Source organism: Micromonospora sp. CNZ297 (assembly GCF_007827625.1).
In genome coordinates this window covers 88,415-110,205 of the sequence record NZ_VISU01000015.1, presented here as the reverse complement: position 1 = coordinate 110,205, position 21,791 = coordinate 88,415, and the positions used below count along the sequence as shown (strand labels likewise).

Genomic DNA, 21,791 nt, shown 5'->3' with positions numbered 1-21,791 from the left:
GACTCCGCTTCGCTGCGTTCCTCGCGCTCACAGGTCACATCCGGAAGACGCCGAAACCGTCGGCGCCCTTCACCGGTCCGTTGTGGATCGCCGACAGGCACAGCCCGAGGACGGTACGGGTGTCCCGGGGGTCGATCACCCCGTCGTCGTAGAGCCGCCCGGACAGGAACAGCGCCCCGGACTGCGACTCGATCTGCTGCTCGACCATCATCCGCATGGCGGCGTCGGTGTCCTCGTCGTACTCGCGTCCCCGGGCGGCGGCCGCCTGCCGGGCCACGATGGACAGCACACCGGCGAGCTGCGCCGGACCCATCACCGCCGACTTCGCGTTCGGCCAGGTGAACAGGAACCGGGGCTCGTACGCCCGGCCGCACATGCCGTAGTTGCCGGCGCCGTAGGAGGCGCCCAGGTTGACCGTCAGGTGCGGCACCTTCGAGTTCGACACCGCGTTGATCATCAGGGCGCCGTGCTTGATGATGCCGCGCTGCTCGTACTCGGTGCCGACCATGTAGCCGGTGGTGTTCTGGAGGAAGACCAGCGGCGTGTCCGCCGCGTTGGCGAGCTGGATGAACTGGGCCGCCTTCTGCGCCTCCTGGCTGAACAGCACGCCCCGGGCGTTCGCGAGCACACCGACCGGGTAGCCGTGCAGCTCGCCCCAGCCGGTCACGAGCGCGGTGCCGTAGCCGGGCTTGAACTCGTCGAACGCGCTGTCGTCGAGCACCCGGGCCAGTACCTCGCGCGGGTCGAACGGCACCTTCAGGTCGGCGCTGGCGATGCCGAGCAACTCCTCCGGGTCGTACCGGGGCGGCAGCGGGTGGGGGTTGCGCGGCGGGGGGCCGTGCTTGCGCCAGTTGAGCCGGCGGACGCACTGCCGGGCCAGCCGGATGCCGTCGCGCTCGTCCTCGGCGAGGAAGTCGGCCAGGCCGGACGTGGTGGCGTGCATCGCCGCGCCGCCGAGCGACTCGTCGTCGGTGACCTCGCCGGTGGCCATCTTCACCAGCGGCGGTCCGGCCAGGTAGACCTGCGAACGGTCGCGGATCATGACGGTGTAGTCCGACATGCCCGGCACGTACGCGCCACCTGCTGTGGCGTTGCCGAAGACCACGCTCACGGTCGGGATCCGCTGCGCGGACAGCCGGGTCAGGTCGCGGAACACCCGGCCGCCGGGAATGAAGATCTCCGCCTGGGTGGGCAGGTCCGCGCCGGCCGACTCGACCAGGTTCACCATCGGCAGCCGGTTGGCCGCAGCGATCTCACCCGCCCGCCGGGTCTTCGCCAGCGACCACGGGTTGATCGCGCCGCCGCGTACCGTCGGGTCGTTCGCCACGATCAGGCACTCGACGCCCTCGACCACGCCGATGCCCGTCACGGTGCTGGCGCCGACCGGGAAGTCGGTGCCGAACGCGGCCACCGACGACAACTCCAGGAACGGGCTGTCCGGGTCGAGCAGCAGCTCGATCCGCTCCCGGGGGAGCAGCTTGCCGCGACCGTGGTGCCGGGTCACGTACTTCTCGCCGCCACCGCCCCGGGCCTGGTCGAGTGCCTCCTCCAGCTCCGCCAGGCGTTCCAGCAGCGCCTCCCGGTTGGCGGTGAAGGCGGGCGCGGACGGGTCGATGGTGCTCTGCAGGACAGTCGTGCTCATAGGCCCATGCCCTTCGCGATGATCTCGTTCATGATCTCGGTGGTGCCGCCGCCGATGCCGAGCAGACGGGCGTCCCGGTAGTGCCGCTCCACCTCGGCGTCACGCATGTAGCCGAAGCCGCCGTGCAGTTGCAGCGCCGCGTCGACCACCCAGTCGCAGGTGGCCACCGCCACGTTCTTCGCCATCGCCACCTCGGTCACCACCGGCTGCCCGGCGGCCACCCGCTCGGCGACGTCGTGCACGTACGCCCGCGCCGCGTCGGTGCGGCTGTGCATCTCGGCCAGCTTGTGCCGGACGACCTGGCGCCCGACGAGCGGCCGGCCGAACGTCTGGCGGTCCCGGCACCACTGCACGGCCAGGTCCACGCAGCGCTGCGCGGTCGCGTAGGCCTGGGTGGCGAGCGACAGCCGCTCGTTGGCGAACTGCTGCATGATGGCGAGGAAGCCGGTGTCCTCCGGGCCGACCCGGTTCGTCACCGGCACCCGCACGTCGACGAAGGACAGCTCGGCGGTGTCCGAGCAGTGCCAGCCCAGCTTCTCCAGCCGCCGCCCCACCGTGAACCCGGGCGTGCCCTTGTCGATGACCAGCAGGCTGACCGAGCCCGAACCGGGGAACTCGGTGCAGACAGCAGTGGTGACGAAGTCGGCGCGGACCCCGCTGGTGATGTACGTCTTGGACCCGTTGACGACGTAGTGGTCACCGTCGCGGACCGCGCAGGTGCGGATGCCCGCCACGTCCGAGCCGCCGTCCGGTTCGGTGATCGCCAGCGCGCCGATCATCGTCCCGGCGAGCGCGGGCCGCACGTACTTGTCGATCAGCCCTTCGTCCTGGGTCTCGACCATGTGCGGCAGCGCGATCCCGTGCGTGAACAACGCGGCGACCAGCCCGGACGACCCGCCCGAGCGGATGATCTCCTCGGTGACCACCATCGAGTCGAGCAGGTCGCCGCCGCTGCCGCCGACCGACTCCGGGAAGCCGATGCCGAGCAGGCCGATCTTGGCTGCGGTCTCGTGCAGCGACCGGGGTACCTCGCCCGCCCGCTCCCAGTCGGACAGGTGCGGCAGCACCTCCCGGGTCACGAACGAACGGGTCAGCTCGCGCAGTTGCCGGCGTTCCGGCGTGTCCACGATGGTCATGCGCGTGCCTCCGTCGGAAGATCGACCACTCGCGAGCGCAGCAGCTCGCCGAGCGCCTTGGCCTGGGGGTCGAACCGGGTGGACGCGGCCACGCCCTGCCCGAGCAGTCCCCGGATCACGAAGTTGACAGCGCGCAGGTTCGGCAGCTCGTACCGCTCGACTGTGAGCGACGCCGTCTCCGGCAGCAGCTCGGCCAGCCGCTCCACCGTCAGCCAGTCGCGCAGCCACGGCCAGGTCGCGTCGGTGCGGGCCCACACGCCCAGGTTGGCGTCGCCACCCTTGTCGCCGGACCGCGCGCCGACCAGCTCGCCGAGCGGCCTCCGCCGGGTGCCGGGCAAGGAAGGGCCCCCTCTTAACGCCTCGTGTTGTACAGGGGCCCCCTGCAAACCGCCCGTCACCGTCGGCGGCGCGATCGGCACCCGCTCGCCGGAGGGCAGCACCGCGACGTGCTCGACAGCGTCCTGCGCGATCGTGTCGGCGGTGAACACCCCGTACGGCGTCGCGTCACCGGGCAGCGTGGTCAGCGTGCAGCCCGGGTAGGAGGCCAGCGCCAGCTCCACCGCCGCCGCCGAGAACGCCCGCCCGGCCCGCGACTTGTCACCGTCCCGCAGGTGTACGTGCAGCAGCGCGCTCGCCGCCTCGGTGTCGCCGGTGTCCGGGTGGTCGGTACGGGCCAGCGTGAACTCCAGCCCCTCCGTGCCGACCGACTCCTCGATCTGGCCCCGGACCAGTGCCGCCTTGGCCGGGATGTCCAGCCCGCACAGCACGAACGTCATCGAGTTGCGGAAGCCGCCCAGGTTGTTGACGCCCACCTTGAGCGTGTCCGGCGGGGGCGTGCCGCGCACCCCGGAGACGCGTACCCGGTCCGGACCCTCCTGCTCCAGCCGCACCGTGTCCAGCCGGGTCACCACGTCCGGCCCGAGGTAGTCCGGCCCGCCCACCTCGTACAGCAGCTGGGCGGTGACCGTCTCGACCGTCACCGCGCCGCCGGTGCCGGCGTGCTTGGTGAGCACCGACGAGCCGTCCGCGTGCAGTTCAGCGATCGGGAAGCCGGGCCGGTGCCCGCCGTCCGGCAGCTCGGTGAAGAAGCTGAAGTTGCCGCCGGTGACCTGCGCGCCGCACTCGATCAGGTGCCCTGCGACAGTCGCGCCGGCCAGCGCGTCGAGGTCGTCGCGGGTCCACCCGAAGCGGGCGATTGCCGGGCCGACAGCCAGCGAGGCGTCGGTGACCCGCCCGGTGACCACCACGTCCGCGCCCGCGTCGAGGCAGGCCGCGATCCCGAACGCGCCCAGGTACGCGTTCGCGGTCAGCGCGTCCGGCCGCTGGATCGCGTCGCCCTCGACGTACCCGACCCGGACCTGGAGGCCGAGCCGGTCGCCGAGTGACCGGATCGCGTCGGCCAGCCCCGCCGGGTTGAGGCCGCCCGCGTTGGTGACCAGCGTGACGCCGCGCTCCAGCGCGGTGCCGAGCACGCCCTCCGCCTGACGCAGGAACGTCTTGGCGTAGCCGAGCGACGGGTCGCGCATCCGGTCCCGGCCGAGGATGAGCATGGTCAGCTCGGCCAGGTAGTCACCGGTCAGCACGTCCAACTCGCCGCCGTCGAGCATCTCCCGCCAGGCGGCGAAGCGGTCGCCGTAGAAGCCCGACGCGTTCCCGATCCGCAGCACGCTCATGAGGAGGTTCCGTTCGCCGGCTCGCGCTTGCCGCCGGGCGGCCCGGCGAACGCCTGGGCCACGTCCAGCCACTCGTCGGCCACCGGCCCGGTGGCGGTCAGGGCCAGGTCCGCGCGGTGCCGGCGCTGCGTGACGAGCAGGCAGAAGTCGAGCGCCGGGCCGGTCACCCGGTCGGTCGCGTCGGCCGGCCCGAACTCCCACACCTCGCCGTCCGCGGGCGCGGTCAGCTCGACCCGCACCGGCGCCGTGGGCACGTCGCGGCCGTGGGCCGAGAAACCGTGCCCGAGGGTACGGAAGCCGAGGTGCGCGATGTGCCGCAGGCGCGCGGTCGGGGTACGGCTGACGCCCAGCGCGTCTGCTACGTCCTCGCCGTGCGCCCACGTCTCCATCAGCCGTGCCGTGACCATCGACGTGGGCGACATGCTGGTGCCGTACCAGGGGATCTTCTGTCCGGCCGGGACGGCGGCGAGCGCCCCGGCGAGCGCCGACCGGCCGGCACGCCACCGGGCCAGCAGCGCGGGCGGCGGCGCCAGGAAGGACTCGGCACCGTCCTCGACCAGGCGCGACGGGTCCGGTGCGGCCATCACCGAGGCGAAGAACGCGGACTCGTCGGTGGCCGCCAGGTAGGCGACGTGGTCGGTCCATGCCAGGTGCGCGACCTGGTGCGCGACGGTCCAGCCCGGGGCCGGTGTCGGCCGCTCCCATCCTTCCGGCGGCAGGTCCGCGACGAGCGCGTCGAGCTGTTCGGACTCGGCGGCCAGATCCGCGAGCAGGGCTGTCAGGTCGACCATTGTGCCTCCGGGCGGGGGTGGGGCGTCAGGGGATCAGTGCCGCTCGCTCTCGGGGGTGAGCAGCGCGGCGAGCTGGCGTTTCCAGGTGTGCAGCAGGGCGGCGCGGCGGGGCGAGTCGTCGCTGAGCAGGTTGGCCACGCCGAGGCCGCGGAGCAGGTCGAGGGTGGCCTGCACCGACTCGCGTACGCCCGGCTTGCGCTCGTCCACACCGAGCAGCTCGACGGTGAGCCGGTGCATCTCGCGGCCGATCCGCGCCTCCAGCGGCACCAGCGCGGCGCGCAGCTCGGCGTCGGTACGCGCGGCCACCCACAGTTCCAGCGCGGCCACGAACAGCGGGCCGGTGAACGAGGCGGCGAGCAGGTCGACCACGCCGTCGAGCCGCTTCGGGCCGACCGGCAGGTGCGCCGCCTCGGCGCGCAGCTCGGCCGCCCGGCGCTCGGTCAGGTGCGTGACGGCGGCGGTCACCAGGGCGGCCTTGGTGGGGTAGTGGTGCAGCTGGGCGCCCCGGGAGACGCCGGCGTGGGCTGCCACCACTGTCGTCGTGGTGCCGGACCAGCCGTGCTCCACCAGGCACTCGACAGTCGCCTCCAGCAGCCGGGCCTGGGTGGCACGGCTGCGCTCCTGCTGCGGAACTCGGCTCGACACGCAGACAGCGTGCCCCGCCCAAAACAAACAGTCAAGCCTGACTTTTTCTGAAAGGAGGGGGCCCTTGTTAACGCCTGCGGTAGAGGAAGGGCCCCTTGTTAACGCCTCAGCGGCCGTCGCGCGGAGCGAAGACCGTGAGCGCGTCGGCGTCGGAGTGGCGGGAGCGGACGTACTCGTCGGCCCAGGCCGCCGCATCAGGGAACGTGGACTCGGCGGCGACCCGGGCGCAGGCGGCGTCCACGTCGAAGCGGGTCCGGCGCAACTGCACGCCCGGGCCGAGCAGCGCCCACCAGGCACCGGCGCCCCCGTACGGCATGCCGACGCTGCCCGGGTTCACCACCAGGCGGCGATCGGCCAGCCGGGTGAACGGCATGTGCGTGTGCCCGCAGACCACCGTGCCGATCTCGGCCGGCAGGCCGGCGAAGACCTCGGCCCAGCGGGCGAGCCGCGAGTCCACGAGCACGACCTCCTCGTCGTCGCGCGGGGTGGCGTGGCAGAACAGCACGTCGCCCAGACCGGTGACCGGCAGCGTGACGTACGGCGGCAGCGCGGCCAGCCGGGCCACCTGGTCGTCGCGGAGCTGCCCGGCGGCCCAGTTCGACACGGCGATGGGGGAGGACCTGCCGGCCCGCGCCTGCACCAGCTCCCGGTCGGCGTTCCCGCCGACCCAGCAGGCCCGGTCACCGAGCGCGGCCAGCCGGTCCAGCACCTCGACCGGCTGCGGACCGGCCGCCAGGTCACCGGTGAGGACGATCAGGTCGGCGGCTGCCACGTCCGGCTCGGCCAGCACTGCTTCCAGCGCGGGCAGCACACCGTGGATGTCGGAGAGGACGGCGACGCGATCAGGCATCGTCCCAGCCTGGCGACCCCGTTGCGGGAGCACCAAGCGATTCTGCGGCGGGCAGAGACGGCGCCGGCCATCCCGCGCCCTGACGGCACCGGCCCGCTCAGAGGCGGCAACGGCCCGGCTTGGGCAGAGACGGCATCGGCCCGGCCTGCGCAGAAGACGGCATCGGCCCGGCTCCGCGCGGTGGCGGGCCGGGCCGGGAAGCCGGTACGGAGGGGTCAGACCCGCGCGCGGCGGGCCAGGCGCTCCGGGTCGAGGATGATGATGCTCTTGCCGTCCAGCCGCAGCCAGCCGCGCGAGGCGAAGTCGGCCAGCGCCTTGTTGACGGTCTCCCGGGAGGCGCCGACGAGCTGGGCGATCTCCTCCTGGGTGAGGTCGTGCGTCACGCGCAGCACGCCGCCGTCGCGGGTGCCGAACCGGCCGGCCATCTGGAGCAGGTTCTTGGCGACCCGGCCCGGCACGTCGGTGAAGATCAGGTCGGCGAGCGAGTCGTTGGTCCGGCGCAGCCGGCGGGCGAGCACCCGCAGCAGCTGCTCGGCGATCTCGGGCCGGTTGTTCAGCCACGGCCGCAGCGCCTGCTTGCGCAGCCGGACCAGGCGGGTGTCGGTGACCGCCGTGGCGGTCGCCGTACGCGGACCGGGGTCGAAGAGCGACAGCTCACCGACCATGTCCGACGGGCCCATCACGGCGATCAGGTTCTGCCGGCCGTCCGCCGCGCGGCGACCCACCTTGATCTTGCCGGACAGGAGGATGTAGAGACTGTCGCCGGGCTCGCCCTCGTTGAACACGATCTCGCCCTTGCGGACCTCGATCGTCTCCATCTCCTTGGCGAGCGCCTCGGCAGCCTCCGGGTCGACACCCTGGAAGATCCCGCTGCGGGCCAGTACCTCGTCCATCGCGCACCTCCGCCTGCGCGTGCCGTCCGTCGGCCGGGTCTGCCGTCCGCTGATCCCTCGCGCGCCGCCAGTCTAGGCGCACATGAGCAGGAATCAGAGGTGCACCCCTGGAATCTTGATCGTTGGGCGTAACCCACCCGACCTGGGGAGCGGCTAAGATCCCGCCCCCGGCACGGGCCGGCGCCACCCGTTCCCACCTGTGATCGTAGGGTGACCGGCGTGCTGTGTGAGCCGTTCCTGACCAGCCGGTCCGAATCCGGGTGGGACATCCCGATGCTGGCCTGGCGGGCCGAGGCCCCGCTGCTGGCGGTCGGCTCCGCGCCGCTGGGCGGGGGGATCGGCGTCCGCCGGTGGGTGCTGAACGCGACGGTGCCCATGTCGTACGACCGGGACGACCCCGCCGCGCACCTGGCCGAGCTGGCGCACGGCCTCGACCTGGACGGCCCCGGGGTCGGGCTGCTGACCGGCGTGGACGTGAGCGAGGTGGTCCGCCGCACGGACGGCGGCGTCCGCGTCTGGGCGACTGTCGGCCTGGGCACGCCGGTCTGGGCCGCCGCCCCCGAGCCGGCCACCGTCGCACCCGAGCCGTCCGCCGTGCCCGAGCCGGCGCCGTCGGCCGCGAGCGAGCCGGCCCGGCCCGCGCAGCACGTCGGCACCGTCAACATCGTCGTGTACGTCCCGGTGCGGCTCGGCGACGCCGCACTGGTCAACGCCGTGGCCACCGCCACCGAGGCGAAGGCCCAGGCGATCTGGGAACTCGGACTGCCCGCGACGGGCACCCCCACCGACGCGGTGACGGTGCTCTGCCCGGCCGACGGCGATCCGGCCCCGTACGGCGGTCCCCGGTCGGCCTGGGGCGCACCGCTGGCCCGAGCCGTGCACGCCGCCGTCCGCTCGGGCGGCGCCGGGACCGCGGTGCCCTGGTCCGACCGGCGGGCGGGCTGACGTGGGCCCGGCACACGCGACACGCCGGGTTTTCCGACCGATCGGCCCTCGTCGCGGCGTTCCGGGGACGGTAGCGTCGCCGACGATGTACGCTTCCGCCCGCTCTGTGCCCCGTACCCTCCGCGCCGCCGTCGCCGGACCGCCAGCCGCCGTTCCCGGACCGCGCCGCGCGGTGCTCGGCCGGCGCCTGGCCGCGTTCGCCGCGCTCGTCGCCGTCCTGTTCGTCGCCGGCTGCGGCGGCGACGCCGGCGGGTCCGGCGGCGACCCCAGGTGGCAGACGGGACAGGGCGGCGGATCGACCGGCTCGGCCGGGCCGGCCACCGGTGACCAGCCGGCCGCGCCTGATGCGTCGAAGGAGCCGTCGATCTCGCTCACCGCGACCGGTGACGTGATCATGGGCAACGCGCCGGACCGGCTGCCCCCGAACGGCGGCAAGGGCTTCTTCGACGACGTGAAGTCGGCGCTCAAGGGCGACCTGGTGATGGGCAACCTGGAGGAGCCGCTCACCGACGACACCGGCGCCGGCAAGTGCGGCCCGGAGCCGAAGAACTGCTACCAGTTCCGCGCGCCGCCCGGCTATGCCGCACACCTGCGCTCGGCGGGGTTCCAGCTGCTCAACCAGGCCAACAACCACGGCTACGACTACGGCCGGCAGGGCTACGAGAACACCCAGTCGGCGCTGGAGGCGCACGGGCTCAAGCACACCGGCGCGCCGGGCGAGATCACCGTGGTGGACGTCAAGGGCATCAAGGTCGCCGTGGTGGGCTTCTCGTCGTACCCCTGGTCCAACAGCCTGGTCGACCTGAACGCCGCCAAGCAGGTGATCGAGATGGCCAAGGAGCAGGCCCAGATCGTGGTGGTGCAGGTGCACATGGGCGCCGAGGGGGCGGACAAGACCCGGGTCAAGCCGGGCACCGAGATGTTCTTCGGCGAGAACCGCGGCGACCCGATCCGCTTCTCCCGGACCGTCATCGACGCCGGCGCCGACCTGGTCATCGGGCACGGCCCGCACGTGCTGCGCGGGATGGAGTTCTACAAGGGGCGGCTGATCGCGTACAGCCTCGGCAACTTCGCCGGTGGCGGGAAGTCGCTGAACAGCTCCGGCCGGCTCGGCTGGGGCGGCGTGCTCAAGGTGTCGCTCACCGCCGAGGGGAAGTTCGCCGGTGGCACGTTCACCTCCACCGTGATGAACGGCGTGGGCCGTCCGTCGGTGGACCGGCAGAACCGCGGCCTCGGACTGGTCCGTGACCTGAACCGTTCCGACTTCCCGGACACCGGCGCGAAGCTCGACGGGACCGGCAAGATCACCGCACCGGCGGGTGGCTGAGCGCACGCCCGCCGCGCCGAGCCGCCGGAGCGTCGGCCCCGCGACGTAGGCTGGCCGACGTGACCACGCGCTCCCCCGAGACCGACCTCGGTCGTACGCGCCGCGCCCGGCGCATCGGCCGCGTGCTGACCGAGACGCACCCCGACGCGCACTGTGAACTCGACCACGCCAACGCGCTGGAGCTCGCAGTGGCGACGATCCTGTCCGCCCAGTGCACCGACAAGAAGGTCAACGAGGTCACGCCGAAGCTGTTCGCCCGCTACCGCACCGCCGCCGACTACGCCGCGGCGGACCGCGCCGAGCTGGAGGAGCTGATCCGGCCCACCGGGTTCTACCGCAACAAGACCAGCTCCCTGATCAACCTCGGGCGGGCGCTCTGCGAGCGGTACGACGGCGAGGTGCCCGGGCGGCTCGACGACCTGGTGACCCTGCCGGGGATCGGCCGCAAGACCGCCAACGTCATCCTCGGCAACGCCTTCGGCGTCCCCGGCATCACCGTCGACACCCACTTCCAGCGGCTGGTGCACCGGTGGCAGCTCACCACCGAGACCGATCCGGTGAAGATCGAGCACGCGATCGGCGCGCTCTACCCCAAGCGCGACTGGACGATGCTGTCGCACCGGGTCATCTTCCACGGCCGCCGGGTCTGCCACGCCCGCAAGCCCGCCTGCGGCGCGTGCACGCTGGCGAAGCTGTGTCCCGCGTACGGCACCGGGCCGACCGAGCCGGCCGCCGCGGCCAAGCTGCTCAAGGGCCCCCGCGCCCGTGACCTGGCGGTGGCCGTCGGCCTCGATCCCGACCTGGTGCCGCAGCAGGCGGCAGCGGCGGACGTGCCGTGATGCGCCGGCTCGCGTACCTTCTCGTCCCGCTGCTGCTGGCGACGGCGGGCTGCACCGCCACCGCCGAGGAGCCGGAACGTCCCGCGCCCGCCACCCGGGCCGAGCGCCCCTCGCCGTTCGCCGACTGCGCCCCGCTGACCGTCGCGCCCGCCGCCGCGTCCCCGACGTCCGCCGGGAAGGCCGCGTCCCCGACGCTTGCAGGGAAGGCCGGTGACCAGCTCCCCGACCTGACGCTCAACTGCTTCACCGGCGGCGCGCCGGTGAACCTGCGCGACGTCAAGGGCCCGGCGGTGATCAACGTGTGGGCGTCCTGGTGCCCGCCGTGCCGCAAGGAGCTGCCCGCGTTCCAGCGGCTCAGCGAGCGGGCCGACGGCCGGTTCCAGGTGATCGGCGTGAACAGCCGGGACAGCCGCGGCGGCGCGCAGTCCATCGGCGAGGACTACGGCGTCGACTTCCCGATGCTGCTCGACCAGGGCGACGCGTTCCAGCGCGCGCTGGAACGCAACGCGTTCCCGCTCACAGTGCTCGTCGACGCCGACGGGCGGATCCGGCACACCGACGCGACCGGCGCGCTCGACGACGCCCGCCTCGCCGCGCTGCTCGAACGTCACCTCGGGGTGCGGGTATGACCCGACGGCCGCCGCTGTGGTTCGACCCGCTGCTGGGCCGGCTCGGCACCGCGCGGGCGGAGGACTTCACCCGCATCGTCACGCCGTCCAGCGGCGGCCGGGAGAGCGCCGTACTGGTGCTGCTCGGCGAGGAGCCCGGCGCCGGGCCGGACGTGCTCGTCCTCCAGCGCGCCGCGACGCTGCGCAACCACGCCGGGCAGCCGGCCTTCCCGGGCGGGGCGGCCGACCCGGAGGACGCCGACGCCCGCGCCACCGCGCTGCGCGAGGCGAACGAGGAGGTCGGCCTCGACCCCGGCAGCGTCACAGTGCTCGCCGAGCTGCCCCGGCTCTGGATCCCGGTCAGCGACTTCGTGGTCACCCCGGTGCTCGCCTGGTGGCACGACCCGCACCCGGTGCACCCGCGCGAGCCGGCCGAGGTCGCGCACGTGGCTCGGCTGCCGGTCACCGAGCTGGTCGACCCGGACAACCGCATGCGGGTACGCCACCCGAGCGGCTGGATCGGTCCCGCCTTCTCCGCACGCGGCATGCTCGTCTGGGGCTTCACCGCAGGCGTGATCGACCGGCTGCTGGAGATGGGCGGCTGGTCCCGGCCATGGCCGCACTCGCGTGTGGTGGACCTGCCGCCTGTCGACGCCACACCCGCTCCGTCGGCGGGCACCGAGGCGGCCGACGAGAGCCCGGTGCGCTGATCACCCGTACGCATCCCCGGGTCACGTTCCGCGAGCGCTGAGCCGAGCACGGGCCCCGTGCCCGTACCCTTGGGGCGTGTCCGCCGTGGATCTCGTCCTTCTTCTGCTCATGCTCGTGTTCGCGATCAGCGGATACCGTCAGGGTTTCGTCATCGGGGCCCTGTCGTTCTCCGGCTTCTTCCTCGGAGCGCTGCTCGGCCTCCAGGTCGGGCCGCTGATCGCGCAGCAGTTCGCGGCGAGCGGCACACGTGTGCTGATCTCCCTGGTGGCGATCTTCGGGCTCGCGGTGCTGGGGCAGGCGCTGGCGGGCTGGCTCGGCTCGAACCTGCGGGCCGCCATCACCGGCCCGGCCGGCCGGAAGATCGACGACGTCGGCGGCGCGTTCATCTCGGTCATCGCGGTCATGCTCGTGGCGTGGCTGGTCGCCGTGCCGCTCGGCTCCTCCTCGGTGCCGTGGCTGGCCTCCTCGGTCCGCAACAGCGCGCTGCTCACCGTCGTCGACCAGGTGCTGCCGGACAAGGCGCAGGACCTGTCCACAGCGCTGCGCGACACGGTCGACACCAACGGCTTCCCGGACGTGTTCGGCGACCTCGCGCCGACCCGGGCCCGGCAGGTGGCACCGCCCGACCCGGCGCTCGCCAACTCCCAGGTGGTGCAGAACAGTAGGCGGTCGGTGGTGAAGGTGCTCGGCTCCGCGCCGAGCTGCTCGCGCCGCATCGAGGGCTCCGGTTTCGTGTACGCCGACGACCGGGTGATGACCAACGCGCACGTGGTGGCCGGCACCCGCTCGGTGGCTGTGGAACTGCGCGGCGAGCGGTACGACGGCGAGGTCGTCGTCTACGACCCGGACCGGGACCTGGCGGTGCTCTACGTACCGGGGCTGCCCGGGCCGTCGCTGCGCTTCGCCGCCGGCCCGGCCGCCACCGGCGCTGACGCGATCGTGCTCGGCTTCCCGCTCGACGGCCCGTACGACGCCCGCCCGGCCCGGATCCGGGACGTCGACCGGATCACCGGCCCGGACATCTACTCGGCCGGTGACGTCAACCGGGAGATCTACACGATCCGGGCGCTGGTGCGCAGCGGCAACTCCGGCGGCCCGCTGGTCTCCTCGAACGGTCTGGTGCTCGGCGTGATCTTCGCGGCGGCGGCGGACGACCCGAACACCGGTTTCGCGGTGACCGCCGCCGAGGCGCGACCGGTGGCGCTCGCGGGCGCGGAGCGTACCCGGGGAGTGGCGACCGGCGACTGCACCTGAGCCGGCCGGCGGCGCTCAGCCACCCGCCGGTGCTCCCGCCGGTGTCGCCTCGTGGCCCGAGCGGGACAGCGGCAGCCGGGCGCGGCCCCAGGTGAGCGTGCGGTCGAGTACCGCCCGCGCCATGATCGCCACGCACGCGCCGCCGTTGAGGAACGAGGCGACCACGTCGCTCGGGTGGTGCATGCCCCGGTACATCCGGGTGAGCGCCACGCCGATCGGCACCAGCACCAGCAGCGTCCACCAGCCGACCTTGGCCGGGGTGCTGCGCGCCCGCAGCGCCAGCAGCACCGCGAGACCGACGTAGAGCGCCGTGGCCGCCGAGGTGTGCCCGGACGGGAAGCTGGACGTGGGCGGGGAGGCGTCCATGTGCGCGACGGCCGGGCGGTTCCGGTCGATGGCCATGGTGGTGAACAGGAAGATCAGCGCCTGCGCGGTCACCGCCGCGCACAGGAACAGCGGCTCCCGCCAGCGGTGCAGCACCAGCCGCAGCACCAGCGCCGCCAGCACCGTCACCACGACGATCATCTGGGTGCTGGCCAGCGTGCTGAACACCAGCGAGACGTCGTTCCACCCCGGCGTCCGGTCGCCGGCCAGCTCACGGTTGACCGTGTCCTCCACGGTGAACGGCCAGGTACGGGCCAGCACCCGGGTCACCAGCAGGCCCAGGCCCACCATCAGCGCGAAGAGCAGGGCCAGCGGCAGCAGGACACGCCGGGTGACTCGGATCACGACATCGGACATGGGCACGCCTGTACCCCGGCGCGGGTCCGGCTACGCCCGGCCGCCCTCCGGCCGCTGGTCGGCCAGCTCCGGCTCGACCCCCTCACGGAGCGGACGGGCGGACGGCTGCCCGGATCCGCTGCGCCAGGTGGCGAAGCCGGCCGCTGTCGCGGCCACCACCGCCGCCCCGAGCACCCAGCCGCCCACCACGTCGCTGGTCCAGTGGACGCCCAGCGCGATCCGGCTGAGCCCGGTCACCACTGCGACCAGCACGGCGGCGGTCCACAGCGCGACCCGGCCCCGGCGGCTGTCCCGCACGAACGGTAGGAACACCAGCAGCAGCACACCCGCCGCCAGCGTGGCGTTGAGCGCGTGACCGGACGGAAACGAGTAACCGGCGGCCCGGGCCACCGGGTCGAGCAGATCCGGCCGGTCCCGGCCGACGAGCAGCTTGAGCAGCGCGCCGAGCAGCCCGCCGGCGACCATTGTGACGACCACCCAGATCGCGAGCCGGGGCGCGCCGCGCCGGACCAGCCAGACCACCACCACGACCGCGGCCACCCGCAGCGGCCCGGGCCCGAACACGTGCGTCCAGACCGTCATCACACCGACCCAGGCGGAATGGTCCTGCGCGTACCCGTGGAACGCGTCGGCGATCGAGGCGTCCAGCCGCAGCAGAGGCGGCCACGCGCCGAGCACCAGCAGCGCGATCAGGGCGAACGGCACCAGCACCAGGAACGCCGCGACCGCGGCCAGGGTGAGCCGCAGGCCCAGCGAGTGCTCGGGGTCGAGGCGGCGGCTCCGCCACGACCGCTGCCGCGTGACAGTGGCCCCGGTGGTGTCCATGGGGCTCTCCCTACCCATCCGAGGGCGGGATCAGACCGGTTCAGCGACGGGTCTGCCGGAACCGGCGAACCATCAACGCGGTGCCGGTGACGAGTGCGACGAACAGGGCCAGGCCGGTCCAGAGCCGTTCCGGGGCGGAGGCGTCCGTCTGGCCCGCCGGCCGGGCGTTCCAGCCCTCCGAGGAACGTCCCAGCGGGTCACCGCCCCGGCCCGCCGCAGCGGCCCGGGTGTCCCGCGTGTCGCCGGGCGCCGGCCCGAAGCCCACCACGCCGGGGGAGCCGTTGTCGTCGAGCGGGTTGTGGCCCACCGCCGGGACGTCGGCGGTGAGCGCGGCCACCGGATCGACAAGGCCGTAGCCGAACCGGTCGTCCCGGCCGGTCGGGCCGAGATCCCGGGCGGTGGTGATCAGCCGGTTCACCACGTCCCCGGCTGACATCTTCGGATACCGCGCGCGGACCAGGGCAGCCGTCGCGGCGACGAGCGGCGCGGCGAAGCTCGTACCCTGCACCCGCCAGTAGCCCTCCGGCCGGGCGCCGTAGAGCCCGGTGGCCGGGGCGCTGAGCACCGTCTCGTGACCCGTGATCGAGCCGGACCAGAGGTTCTCGCTGGTCCGCTCCAGCCCGGCGACCGCGAGCACACCCGGTTCCCGGGCCGGGTACCAGACCTCGGTGGTCGTCGAGGTGGCCAGATTGCCGGTGCAGGCCACCACCACCACGTCCCGGGCGAACGCGTAGTCGAGCGCCGCGGCCAGGGCCGGGTTGTCGCTGCCGCCGCCGAGCGACAGGTTGACCACCTGGGCGCCGTTGTCGACCGCCCAGCGCACCGCCTTGGCGATGATCAGCGCGTCGTCGTAGCGGTTCTCGGCGTCGAGGACCCGGACCGGAAGGATCTTGGCGTCCGGCGCGAGCCCCAGCACGCCCCGGTCGTCGTCGGCCCGCCCGGCGATAAGCCCGGCCACCGTGGTGCCGTGCCCCACCGGGTCCGGGCCGTCCGAGCCGTCCGGCGTAACCAGATCGAGGCCGGGCAGCACCTGGCCCGCCAGGTCGGGGTGGGTGCCGTCCACACCGGAGTCGATCACCGCGACCACCACGCCGCGCCCGGTCGAGGTGCGCCACGCGGTCTTCGCCCGCAACTCCTCCAGCTGCCACTGCTCGTCGCGTACCTGATCGGTGCGCAGCAGGCGGTCGGGGGACACCCAGGGACGCGCCACTGTGGCCGGGGCGGCGGGCGCGGCGTGGGCCGGCGGCGCCAGCGGACCGGCGACGGTGGCCAGCGCCGACACGGCGGCGAGCAGCGCGCGTCCGGCGCGACGCCGGGGCGGCCCACCGGGCGGTCCCTGCCGATCCCCTGTCACATTCCCCAGCCGTTCGGTCGCGTCAGACACATGCTGCACGGAGATTACCGGTTGTCCCGACCGTCACGGGGCAACTCCGCGAGGCGGATCACCCGGGCGGGAGATGCGCCAACTGCACCAGGCGCACCCCCTCCCGGCGCGTGACCAGACGCGCCCGCCCCGGGGGCAGCGGCCCGGCCTTGACCTGACCGACGAGCGCGCCCTCCTCCGGGCCACCCGACATCACCAGCCCGGCCGTGGACAGCTCGCGCAGCCGCTGCACGATCGGCTCGTACGCGGTCCGCCCGGCACCGCCGGTACGCCGCGCCAGCACCAGGTGCAGCCCGACGTCCCGCGCGTGTGGCAGATGCTCCTCCAACGCCCGCAACGGGTTCGTCGGCCCGCCTGCCACCAGGTCGTAGTCGTCGACGAGCACGAACAGTTCCGGTCCCTGCCACCACGACCGGCTGCGCAGCTGCGCCGGGGTCACCTCCGGCCCCGGCTGCCGCCCCTGGAGATAGCCGGCGGCCGACTCGATCAGCTCGGCGGTGTGCGGCGCCGCGGTCCCGTACCCGATCAGGTGCGGCGTCTCGATCACGCCCATCAGGCTGCGCCGGTAGTCCACGAGCATCACCCGGGCCTGCTCCGGGGTGAACCGGTTGACGATCGAGGTGGCGAGCGCCCGCAGGAACGACGACTTGCCGCACTCGGCGTCGCCGAAGACCAGGAAGTTCGGCTCGGTGGCGAAGTCCAGCACCACCTGGGACAGGTCCGCCTCGGCCACGCCGATCGGGAACGCCAGCCCGCTCGTCGCGCTCTGGTCCAGCTCGGCGTACGGCAGCACCGGCGGAAGCAGCCGCACCAGGGGCGCCGGCGGACCGGTCCACGCGCCGGCGAGCGCCTTGACCATGTCGGCGGTCTCCGCGCCCAGTGCCTCGACGCGGGGTTCGGCGGTGAGGAAGTGCAGTCCTCCCGCCGTGATGCCGCGTCCCGGACGCTCCTCCGGCACGGTTGCCGCCAGCGCGCGCTTGACCACCACCGAGTCGGCCGGGTCGCCGAGCCGCAACTCCAGCCGGGAGCCGAACAGGTCACGGATCGCCGGGCGGAAGTCCGACCAGCGCAGCGCGCTCGCCACCACGTGCACCCCGTACGCCAGGCCCCGGGTGGCGAGTTCGGTGACCAGCGGTTCCAGATCCTCGTACTCGCCGCGCAGCGTGTTCCAGCCGTCCACCACAAGGAACACGTCCCCGAACGGGTCCGGCGCGCCCGCCGCCCGCCGCCGTCGCCATGCGGCCATCGACTCCACACCGGCCTCGGCGAAACGCCGCTCCCGCTCGGCCAGCAGGCCGGCGACCTCGCCGACGGTACGGCGCACCGCGGTGCCGTCGGTCCGCCCGCTGACACCGCCCACGTGCGGCAGGTCGCGCAGCGTGCCCAGCGTCCCGCTGCCGAAGTCGAGGCAGTAGACCTGCACCTCGGCCGGGGTGTGGGTGAGCGCGAGCGCGCAGACCAGGGTGCGCAGCAGGCTGGACCGGCCGCTGCGGGTGGTGCCGACCACAGCGACGTGCCCGGCCGCGCCGTCCAGCGCCAGCCAGAGCAGGTCACGCCGCTGCTCGAACGGCTTGTCCACCACCGCCACCGGCACCTGGAGCGCCCCGTGCAGCTCCGGATTCGCCACCGTGAGCCCGCGTACCGGGTCGGTGCCGACCGGGCCGAGCAGCTCGTCCAGGGCGGGCGAGGCGTCCAGCGGTGGCAGCCACACCTGATGCGCCGGTGGGCCCTGCCCGGTCAGCCGGTCCACGAGCAGGTCCAGCAGCGTCTCGCCGCTGTCGTCCTCGGCGGGCGGGGCGACGGGCGCGGGCGGCTCGGGCACCGGGACCAGGTGGGTGGAGAACGCGAGCACACGCGCCTCACCGGCGCCGGACGCGCCCGCCCCGCCGCCGCGGCGGCGGACCGCGCCGGAGACGTACGCGGCCTTGAACCGGACCAGCGGATCGGTGCCCGAGCGCAGGTAACCGTGCCCCGGGCTGCGCGGCAGCTCGTGCGCGTCCGGCACGCCCAGCACCGTCCGGGACTCCAGCGCCGAGAACGTCCGCAACCCGATCCGGTACGACAGGTGCGTGTCCAGCCCGCGCAGCCGCCCCTCCTCCAGCCGCTGGCTCGCAAGCAGCAGGTGCACCCCGAGCGACCGGCCCAGCCGGCCGATCTGCACGAACAGGTCGATGAAGTCGGGCTTGGCGGACAGCAGCTCGGAGAACTCGTCGCAGATCAGCAGCAGCGACGGCAGCGGGGCCAGCGGCGAACCGGCCGCCCGGGCCCGCTCGTAGTCGCGCACGCTCGCGAAGTTGCCGGCCCGGCGCAGCAGCTCCTGCCGGCGCATCAGCTCCCCGTTGATCGCGTCCACCATCCGGTCCACCAGCGGCAGCGCGTCGGCCAGGTTGGTGATCACGGCGGCGGTGTGCGGCAGCCGCTCGAACGGCGCGAACGTGGCGCCGCCCTTGAAGTCGACGAGGACGAAGTTGAGCTGTTCCGAGCTGTGCGTGGCGGCCAGCCCGAGCACGAGCGTGCGCAGCAGCTCCGACTTGCCCGAGCCGGTCGCGCCGATCAGCAGGCCGTGCGGGCCCATGCCGTCCTGCGCCGACTCCTTCAGGTCGAGGTCGATCGCCCCGCCGTCGGCGCCCACGCCGATCGGCACCCGCAGCCGGTCCCGCGCGGCTCGGGGCGCCCAGCCCTGCTCGGCGGTGAAGCTCTCCGGGTCGCCGAGACCCAGCAGCTCGGGCAGACCCAGCTCGGCGCCGGGCGGCGCGTCCGGTCCGCGTACCGTGCCGGCCAGCCGCAGCGGCGCGAGCCGCCGGGCCACCGCCTCGGCGTCGGCGGGCGCCAGCGCGTCGGCGGCGCCCACTTCGGCGTGCCCCTCCGCGGAGTGCGAGTGCAGCCGGCCGTCGACCAGGTCGAGCAGGAGCGCGTACCGGTCGAGCAGCCGGGGCGGCGGAGTGTCCAGGTCGAGCACTGTGACCGCGTCGATGCCGCCGTCACCGGCCAGGTCGGTCGCGCCGGTCAGGTCACCGCCGTCGAGCACCACCACGACGTGCGGCCCGTCGGTGGCGGTGCCGTGCGGGCTGAACCGGGACCGGGCGCCGAGCACGTCGTCGAGCAGCCGTTCCAGGTCGGCGGCGGAGCTGGTGACCAGCCGCACCGGGCCCAGCGCGTCGGTGCGCGCCGGATGGTGGGCGTGCGGCAGCCACTTCACCCACTCCCAGGCGGTCCGGCGTTCCGGCCCGGCGCAGACCGCGATCAGCAGCTCGTCCGGCGCGTGGAAGACGGCGAGCTGGGTGAGCACCGCCCGGGCCAGCGCCTGCGCGGCGGGCGAGCCGGCGCCGCGTACCGGGCCGGCCGGGCCGCGCACGAAGACCCGGGCGAAACTGCGCAGCGACAGCGCCACCGGCAGGTCCGGCACCACCGAGTACGCGTCCAGGAAGCGCCGCAGCGCCCCGGCCGTCATCGGCTCCAGCTCCTCCAGCGGGCGGGTGATCGGCGGGACCAGCGGGGTGGCGAGCGTCTGCGGGCCCACACCGACCCGGACCACGGCGAAGTCCGGGTCGCCCGGCCGGCGCTCCCACACCCGGTGACTGTCGACTGTCGACCAGAGCCGCCCCGGTTCCGGATGGCGGTAGGACAGCCCGGCCCGCTGGGCGCCGGCGGTCTCCCGGACCCGGCGCCGGAGCGTGGCGAGGTGGCGCAGGTACTCCCGGCGGGCGGCCATCAGCTCGGACTTCTTCGGCCCGGCGCTGCCCCAGGTGGTGACCAGCATCGCCAGCGAGGAGAGGCCGAACATGCCGCCCACCACGTACGAGTAGGCCCCGCCGCCGCGGCCGAACATCATCGCCATGGCCACCGTCCCGCCGAGCATCGGCAGCACCATCAGCGCCTGCTGCCAGCGCCCACCGGTCGCGGCGGGGATCTCCGGCGGCGCCTCGACGGGCAGCTCACCGACCGGGATCTCCGGTGCCGGGCGGCGTGGCGGCCGCTTGATGACGACAGTGGACACTCACCCTCCCCGGAAGTGGCTCTGGGTAACCCGAACCTGGCTCATCGTAGGTAAAGTCCTCTCGTCCGTCAGCCCACTCCCTCCGCTCGATATGGAGATGCCTCGATGACAAGCGGGCTCGCCCGGGTCACGATCAGCGCGCCCAGGCGGCGGGTCGACGTGGCCCTCCCGGAGCAGGTGCCCCTGGCCGAGCTGTTGCCCGAGGTGCTCCGGCACGCCGGTGAGGGGCTGGCCGACGACGGGGAACGGCACGGCGGGTGGGTGCTGCGCCGGACCGACGGGGCGGTGCTCGCCACCGCCCAGGCGCTGCTGCCGCAAGGAGTGCGCGACGGCGAGGTGCTGCACCTGGTGCCGGCCCGCGCGCAGTGGCCCGAACTGGAGTACGACGACGTGGTCGAGGCGATCGTGGACGGCGCCCGGCGCCGGGGTGCCGCCTGGTCGGGCCGGGCCACCCGGGCCGCAGCGCTCGCCGGTGCCGCCGTACCCCTGGCCGTCGGCCTGGTCGCCGTGGTCGCGGGCGGGCCGGGCGCGCGCGGCTGGCCGGTCGCCGCGGCGGTCGCCCTGATCCTGGTGCTCACCGCCACCGCGGCGTCCCGGGCGTACGGGGACGGCCCGGTCGGCGCCACGCTCGGCGGGTACGCGCTGCCCTGGGCCGCGGCGGCCGGTGCGCTGGCGGTCACCTCCGGCGACCCGGTCGGCCCGATCCCCGGCCTGCGCTGGGTCGGCGCCCCCGAACTGCTGGTCGGCTCGGTGGCGCTGCTGCTGGTGGCGGTGCTCGGTCTGCTCGGCGTGGCCAGCCGGTCCCGAGTCTCCGTGGCCGGGGTGACTGTCGGCGTGGCAGGCGTGGCGGCAGCGCTCGGCGGGCTGCTGCTCGACCCGGACGGCACCGCCGCGGTCCTGCTCGCCGTGCTGGTGTTCGCGCTCGGCGGGCTGCCGTTGCTGGCCATCCGGGTCGGCAAGCTGCCGCTGCCGCCGCTCACCCTGCCCAGCCCGGCCGGCACCCGGGACCTGCCGGACCGGGGGCGGGTGCACGCGGCGGTGGCCCGCGCCGAGGAGGTGCTCACCGGGATGCTGCTCGGCCACGCGGTGCTCGCAGTCGGCGCGGTCGCGGTGCTCGTCTCCGTCGGCCGGACCGCCGGGCTGCTGCTCGCCGCCGTCGCCTGCGGGGTGCTGCTGCTGCGCTCCCGGCTGTTCGTGGCGGTACGGCACCGGGTGCCCGCTGTCGTCGCCGGGCTGGCCGGGTTCGCCCTGCTCGGCGTGGTGCTGGCCGAGCGGGCCGGTCCCGGTGGCCGCCTGGCGCTGACAGTGGGCGGGCTGGCCCTGGCACTCACGGCGGTCACCGCCGGCGCCACGTACGCCCGGCGCCCGGTCTCCCCGTACCTCGGCCGGCTGGCCGACCTGACCGACACCGCGCTCGTGGTCGCGGTCGTGCCGGTGGCCTGCGCGGTGCTCGACCTCTACGACCGGGCCCGCGACCTGCTCGCCTGAACACGCGCAAGGCCCGGGTCGCGAAGCGCGACCCGGGCCTCC

General features: G+C 74.2%; 18 protein-coding genes. 7 read left to right on the top strand and 11 right to left on the bottom strand.

Features of this window, described 5'->3' with window-relative positions; genetic code table 11:
* Window positions 1–34 precede the first annotated feature (34 nt).
* From FB454_RS23770 to FB454_RS23740, 7 genes are all read right to left on the bottom strand, one after another.
* Window positions 35–1,642, bottom strand: a complete 1,608-nt coding sequence (locus FB454_RS23770; RefSeq protein ID WP_071097504.1) for an acyl-CoA carboxylase subunit beta — start codon at window positions 1,640–1,642, stop codon at window positions 35–37.
* Window positions 1,639–2,778 carry an acyl-CoA dehydrogenase family protein gene (locus FB454_RS23765; protein ID WP_013289010.1) on the bottom strand — a complete coding sequence of 380 codons (1,140 nt, stop codon included), beginning with the start codon at window positions 2,776–2,778 and terminating at the stop codon, window positions 1,639–1,641. Before FB454_RS23765 ends, FB454_RS23770 begins: the two co-directional genes overlap by 4 nt.
* Window positions 2,775–4,451, bottom strand: coding sequence for an acyclic terpene utilization AtuA family protein (locus FB454_RS23760; protein WP_145823501.1), 1,677 nt, complete (start codon window positions 4,449–4,451; stop codon window positions 2,775–2,777). Before FB454_RS23760 ends, FB454_RS23765 begins: the two co-directional genes overlap by 4 nt.
* Complete coding sequence (locus tag FB454_RS23755; protein ID WP_145753601.1) at window positions 4,448–5,242, bottom strand: TIGR03084 family metal-binding protein; 795 nt, start codon at window positions 5,240–5,242, stop codon at window positions 4,448–4,450. The genes FB454_RS23760 and FB454_RS23755 overlap by 4 nt, the downstream gene beginning before the upstream one ends.
* 33 nt (window positions 5,243–5,275) lie before the next feature.
* Complete coding sequence (locus FB454_RS23750; RefSeq protein WP_013289007.1) at window positions 5,276–5,887, bottom strand: TetR/AcrR family transcriptional regulator; 612 nt, start codon at window positions 5,885–5,887, stop codon at window positions 5,276–5,278.
* Between the two features lie 106 nt (window positions 5,888–5,993).
* A complete protein-coding gene (locus FB454_RS23745; RefSeq protein ID WP_145753603.1) occupies window positions 5,994–6,737 on the bottom strand; it encodes a metallophosphoesterase family protein in 744 nt (247 codons plus the stop codon).
* A gap of 215 nt (window positions 6,738–6,952) precedes the next feature.
* Entirely contained in the window at window positions 6,953–7,630 is a 678-nt protein-coding gene (locus FB454_RS23740) for a Crp/Fnr family transcriptional regulator (protein WP_007466162.1), read from the bottom strand.
* A 219-nt stretch (window positions 7,631–7,849) separates the two neighbouring features.
* Between FB454_RS23740 and FB454_RS23735 the strand changes: the two genes are divergently transcribed.
* The 6 genes from FB454_RS23735 (at window position 7,850) to FB454_RS23710 (ending at window position 13,314) form a co-directional block, all read left to right on the top strand.
* Entirely contained in the window at window positions 7,850–8,575 is a 726-nt protein-coding gene (locus FB454_RS23735; RefSeq protein ID WP_145753605.1) for an adenosylcobinamide amidohydrolase, read from the top strand.
* Between the two features lie 106 nt (window positions 8,576–8,681).
* Complete coding sequence (locus tag FB454_RS23730; RefSeq protein WP_486481536.1) at window positions 8,682–9,902, top strand: CapA family protein; 1,221 nt, start codon at window positions 8,682–8,684, stop codon at window positions 9,900–9,902.
* A 59-nt stretch (window positions 9,903–9,961) separates the two neighbouring features.
* On the top strand, window positions 9,962–10,741 hold the full coding sequence (gene nth / locus FB454_RS23725) for an endonuclease III (protein WP_013289003.1): 780 nt from the start codon (window positions 9,962–9,964) through the stop codon (window positions 10,739–10,741).
* Window positions 10,741–11,370: a TlpA family protein disulfide reductase gene (locus tag FB454_RS23720; RefSeq protein ID WP_047892074.1), complete on the top strand. Its 630-nt coding sequence runs from the start codon at window positions 10,741–10,743 to the stop codon at window positions 11,368–11,370. Before nth ends, FB454_RS23720 begins: the two co-directional genes overlap by 1 nt.
* Window positions 11,367–12,059 (top strand): NUDIX hydrolase, encoded by a 693-nt coding sequence (locus tag FB454_RS23715; protein WP_013474985.1) that lies wholly within the window; start codon window positions 11,367–11,369, stop codon window positions 12,057–12,059. The genes FB454_RS23720 and FB454_RS23715 overlap by 4 nt, the downstream gene beginning before the upstream one ends.
* Before the next feature lie 76 nt (window positions 12,060–12,135).
* Window positions 12,136–13,314, top strand: a complete 1,179-nt coding sequence (locus tag FB454_RS23710) for a MarP family serine protease (RefSeq protein WP_013289000.1) — start codon at window positions 12,136–12,138, stop codon at window positions 13,312–13,314.
* A 15-nt stretch (window positions 13,315–13,329) separates the two neighbouring features.
* Here the strand turns inward: FB454_RS23710 and FB454_RS23705 are convergent, their stop codons facing one another.
* The 4 genes from FB454_RS23705 to eccCa all read right to left on the bottom strand — a co-directional run bounded on the left by FB454_RS23705 (window position 13,330) and on the right by eccCa (window position 20,261).
* Window positions 13,330–14,055 (bottom strand): phosphatase PAP2 family protein, encoded by a 726-nt coding sequence (locus FB454_RS23705; protein WP_145823500.1) that lies wholly within the window; start codon window positions 14,053–14,055, stop codon window positions 13,330–13,332.
* Between the two features lie 30 nt (window positions 14,056–14,085).
* Window positions 14,086–14,880 (bottom strand): phosphatase PAP2 family protein, encoded by a 795-nt coding sequence (locus FB454_RS23700; protein WP_071097515.1) that lies wholly within the window; start codon window positions 14,878–14,880, stop codon window positions 14,086–14,088.
* 40 nt (window positions 14,881–14,920) lie between these two features.
* Complete coding sequence (gene mycP, locus FB454_RS23695; RefSeq protein WP_186461645.1) at window positions 14,921–16,234, bottom strand: type VII secretion-associated serine protease mycosin; 1,314 nt, start codon at window positions 16,232–16,234, stop codon at window positions 14,921–14,923.
* 88 nt (window positions 16,235–16,322) lie between these two features.
* A complete protein-coding gene (eccCa, locus tag FB454_RS23690; protein ID WP_071097519.1) occupies window positions 16,323–20,261 on the bottom strand; it encodes a type VII secretion protein EccCa in 3,939 nt (1,312 codons plus the stop codon).
* A 105-nt stretch (window positions 20,262–20,366) separates the two neighbouring features.
* Between eccCa and eccD the strand changes: the two genes are divergently transcribed.
* Complete coding sequence (gene eccD / locus FB454_RS23685) at window positions 20,367–21,749, top strand: type VII secretion integral membrane protein EccD (protein ID WP_013474990.1); 1,383 nt, start codon at window positions 20,367–20,369, stop codon at window positions 21,747–21,749.
* Window positions 21,750–21,791 lie beyond the last annotated feature (42 nt).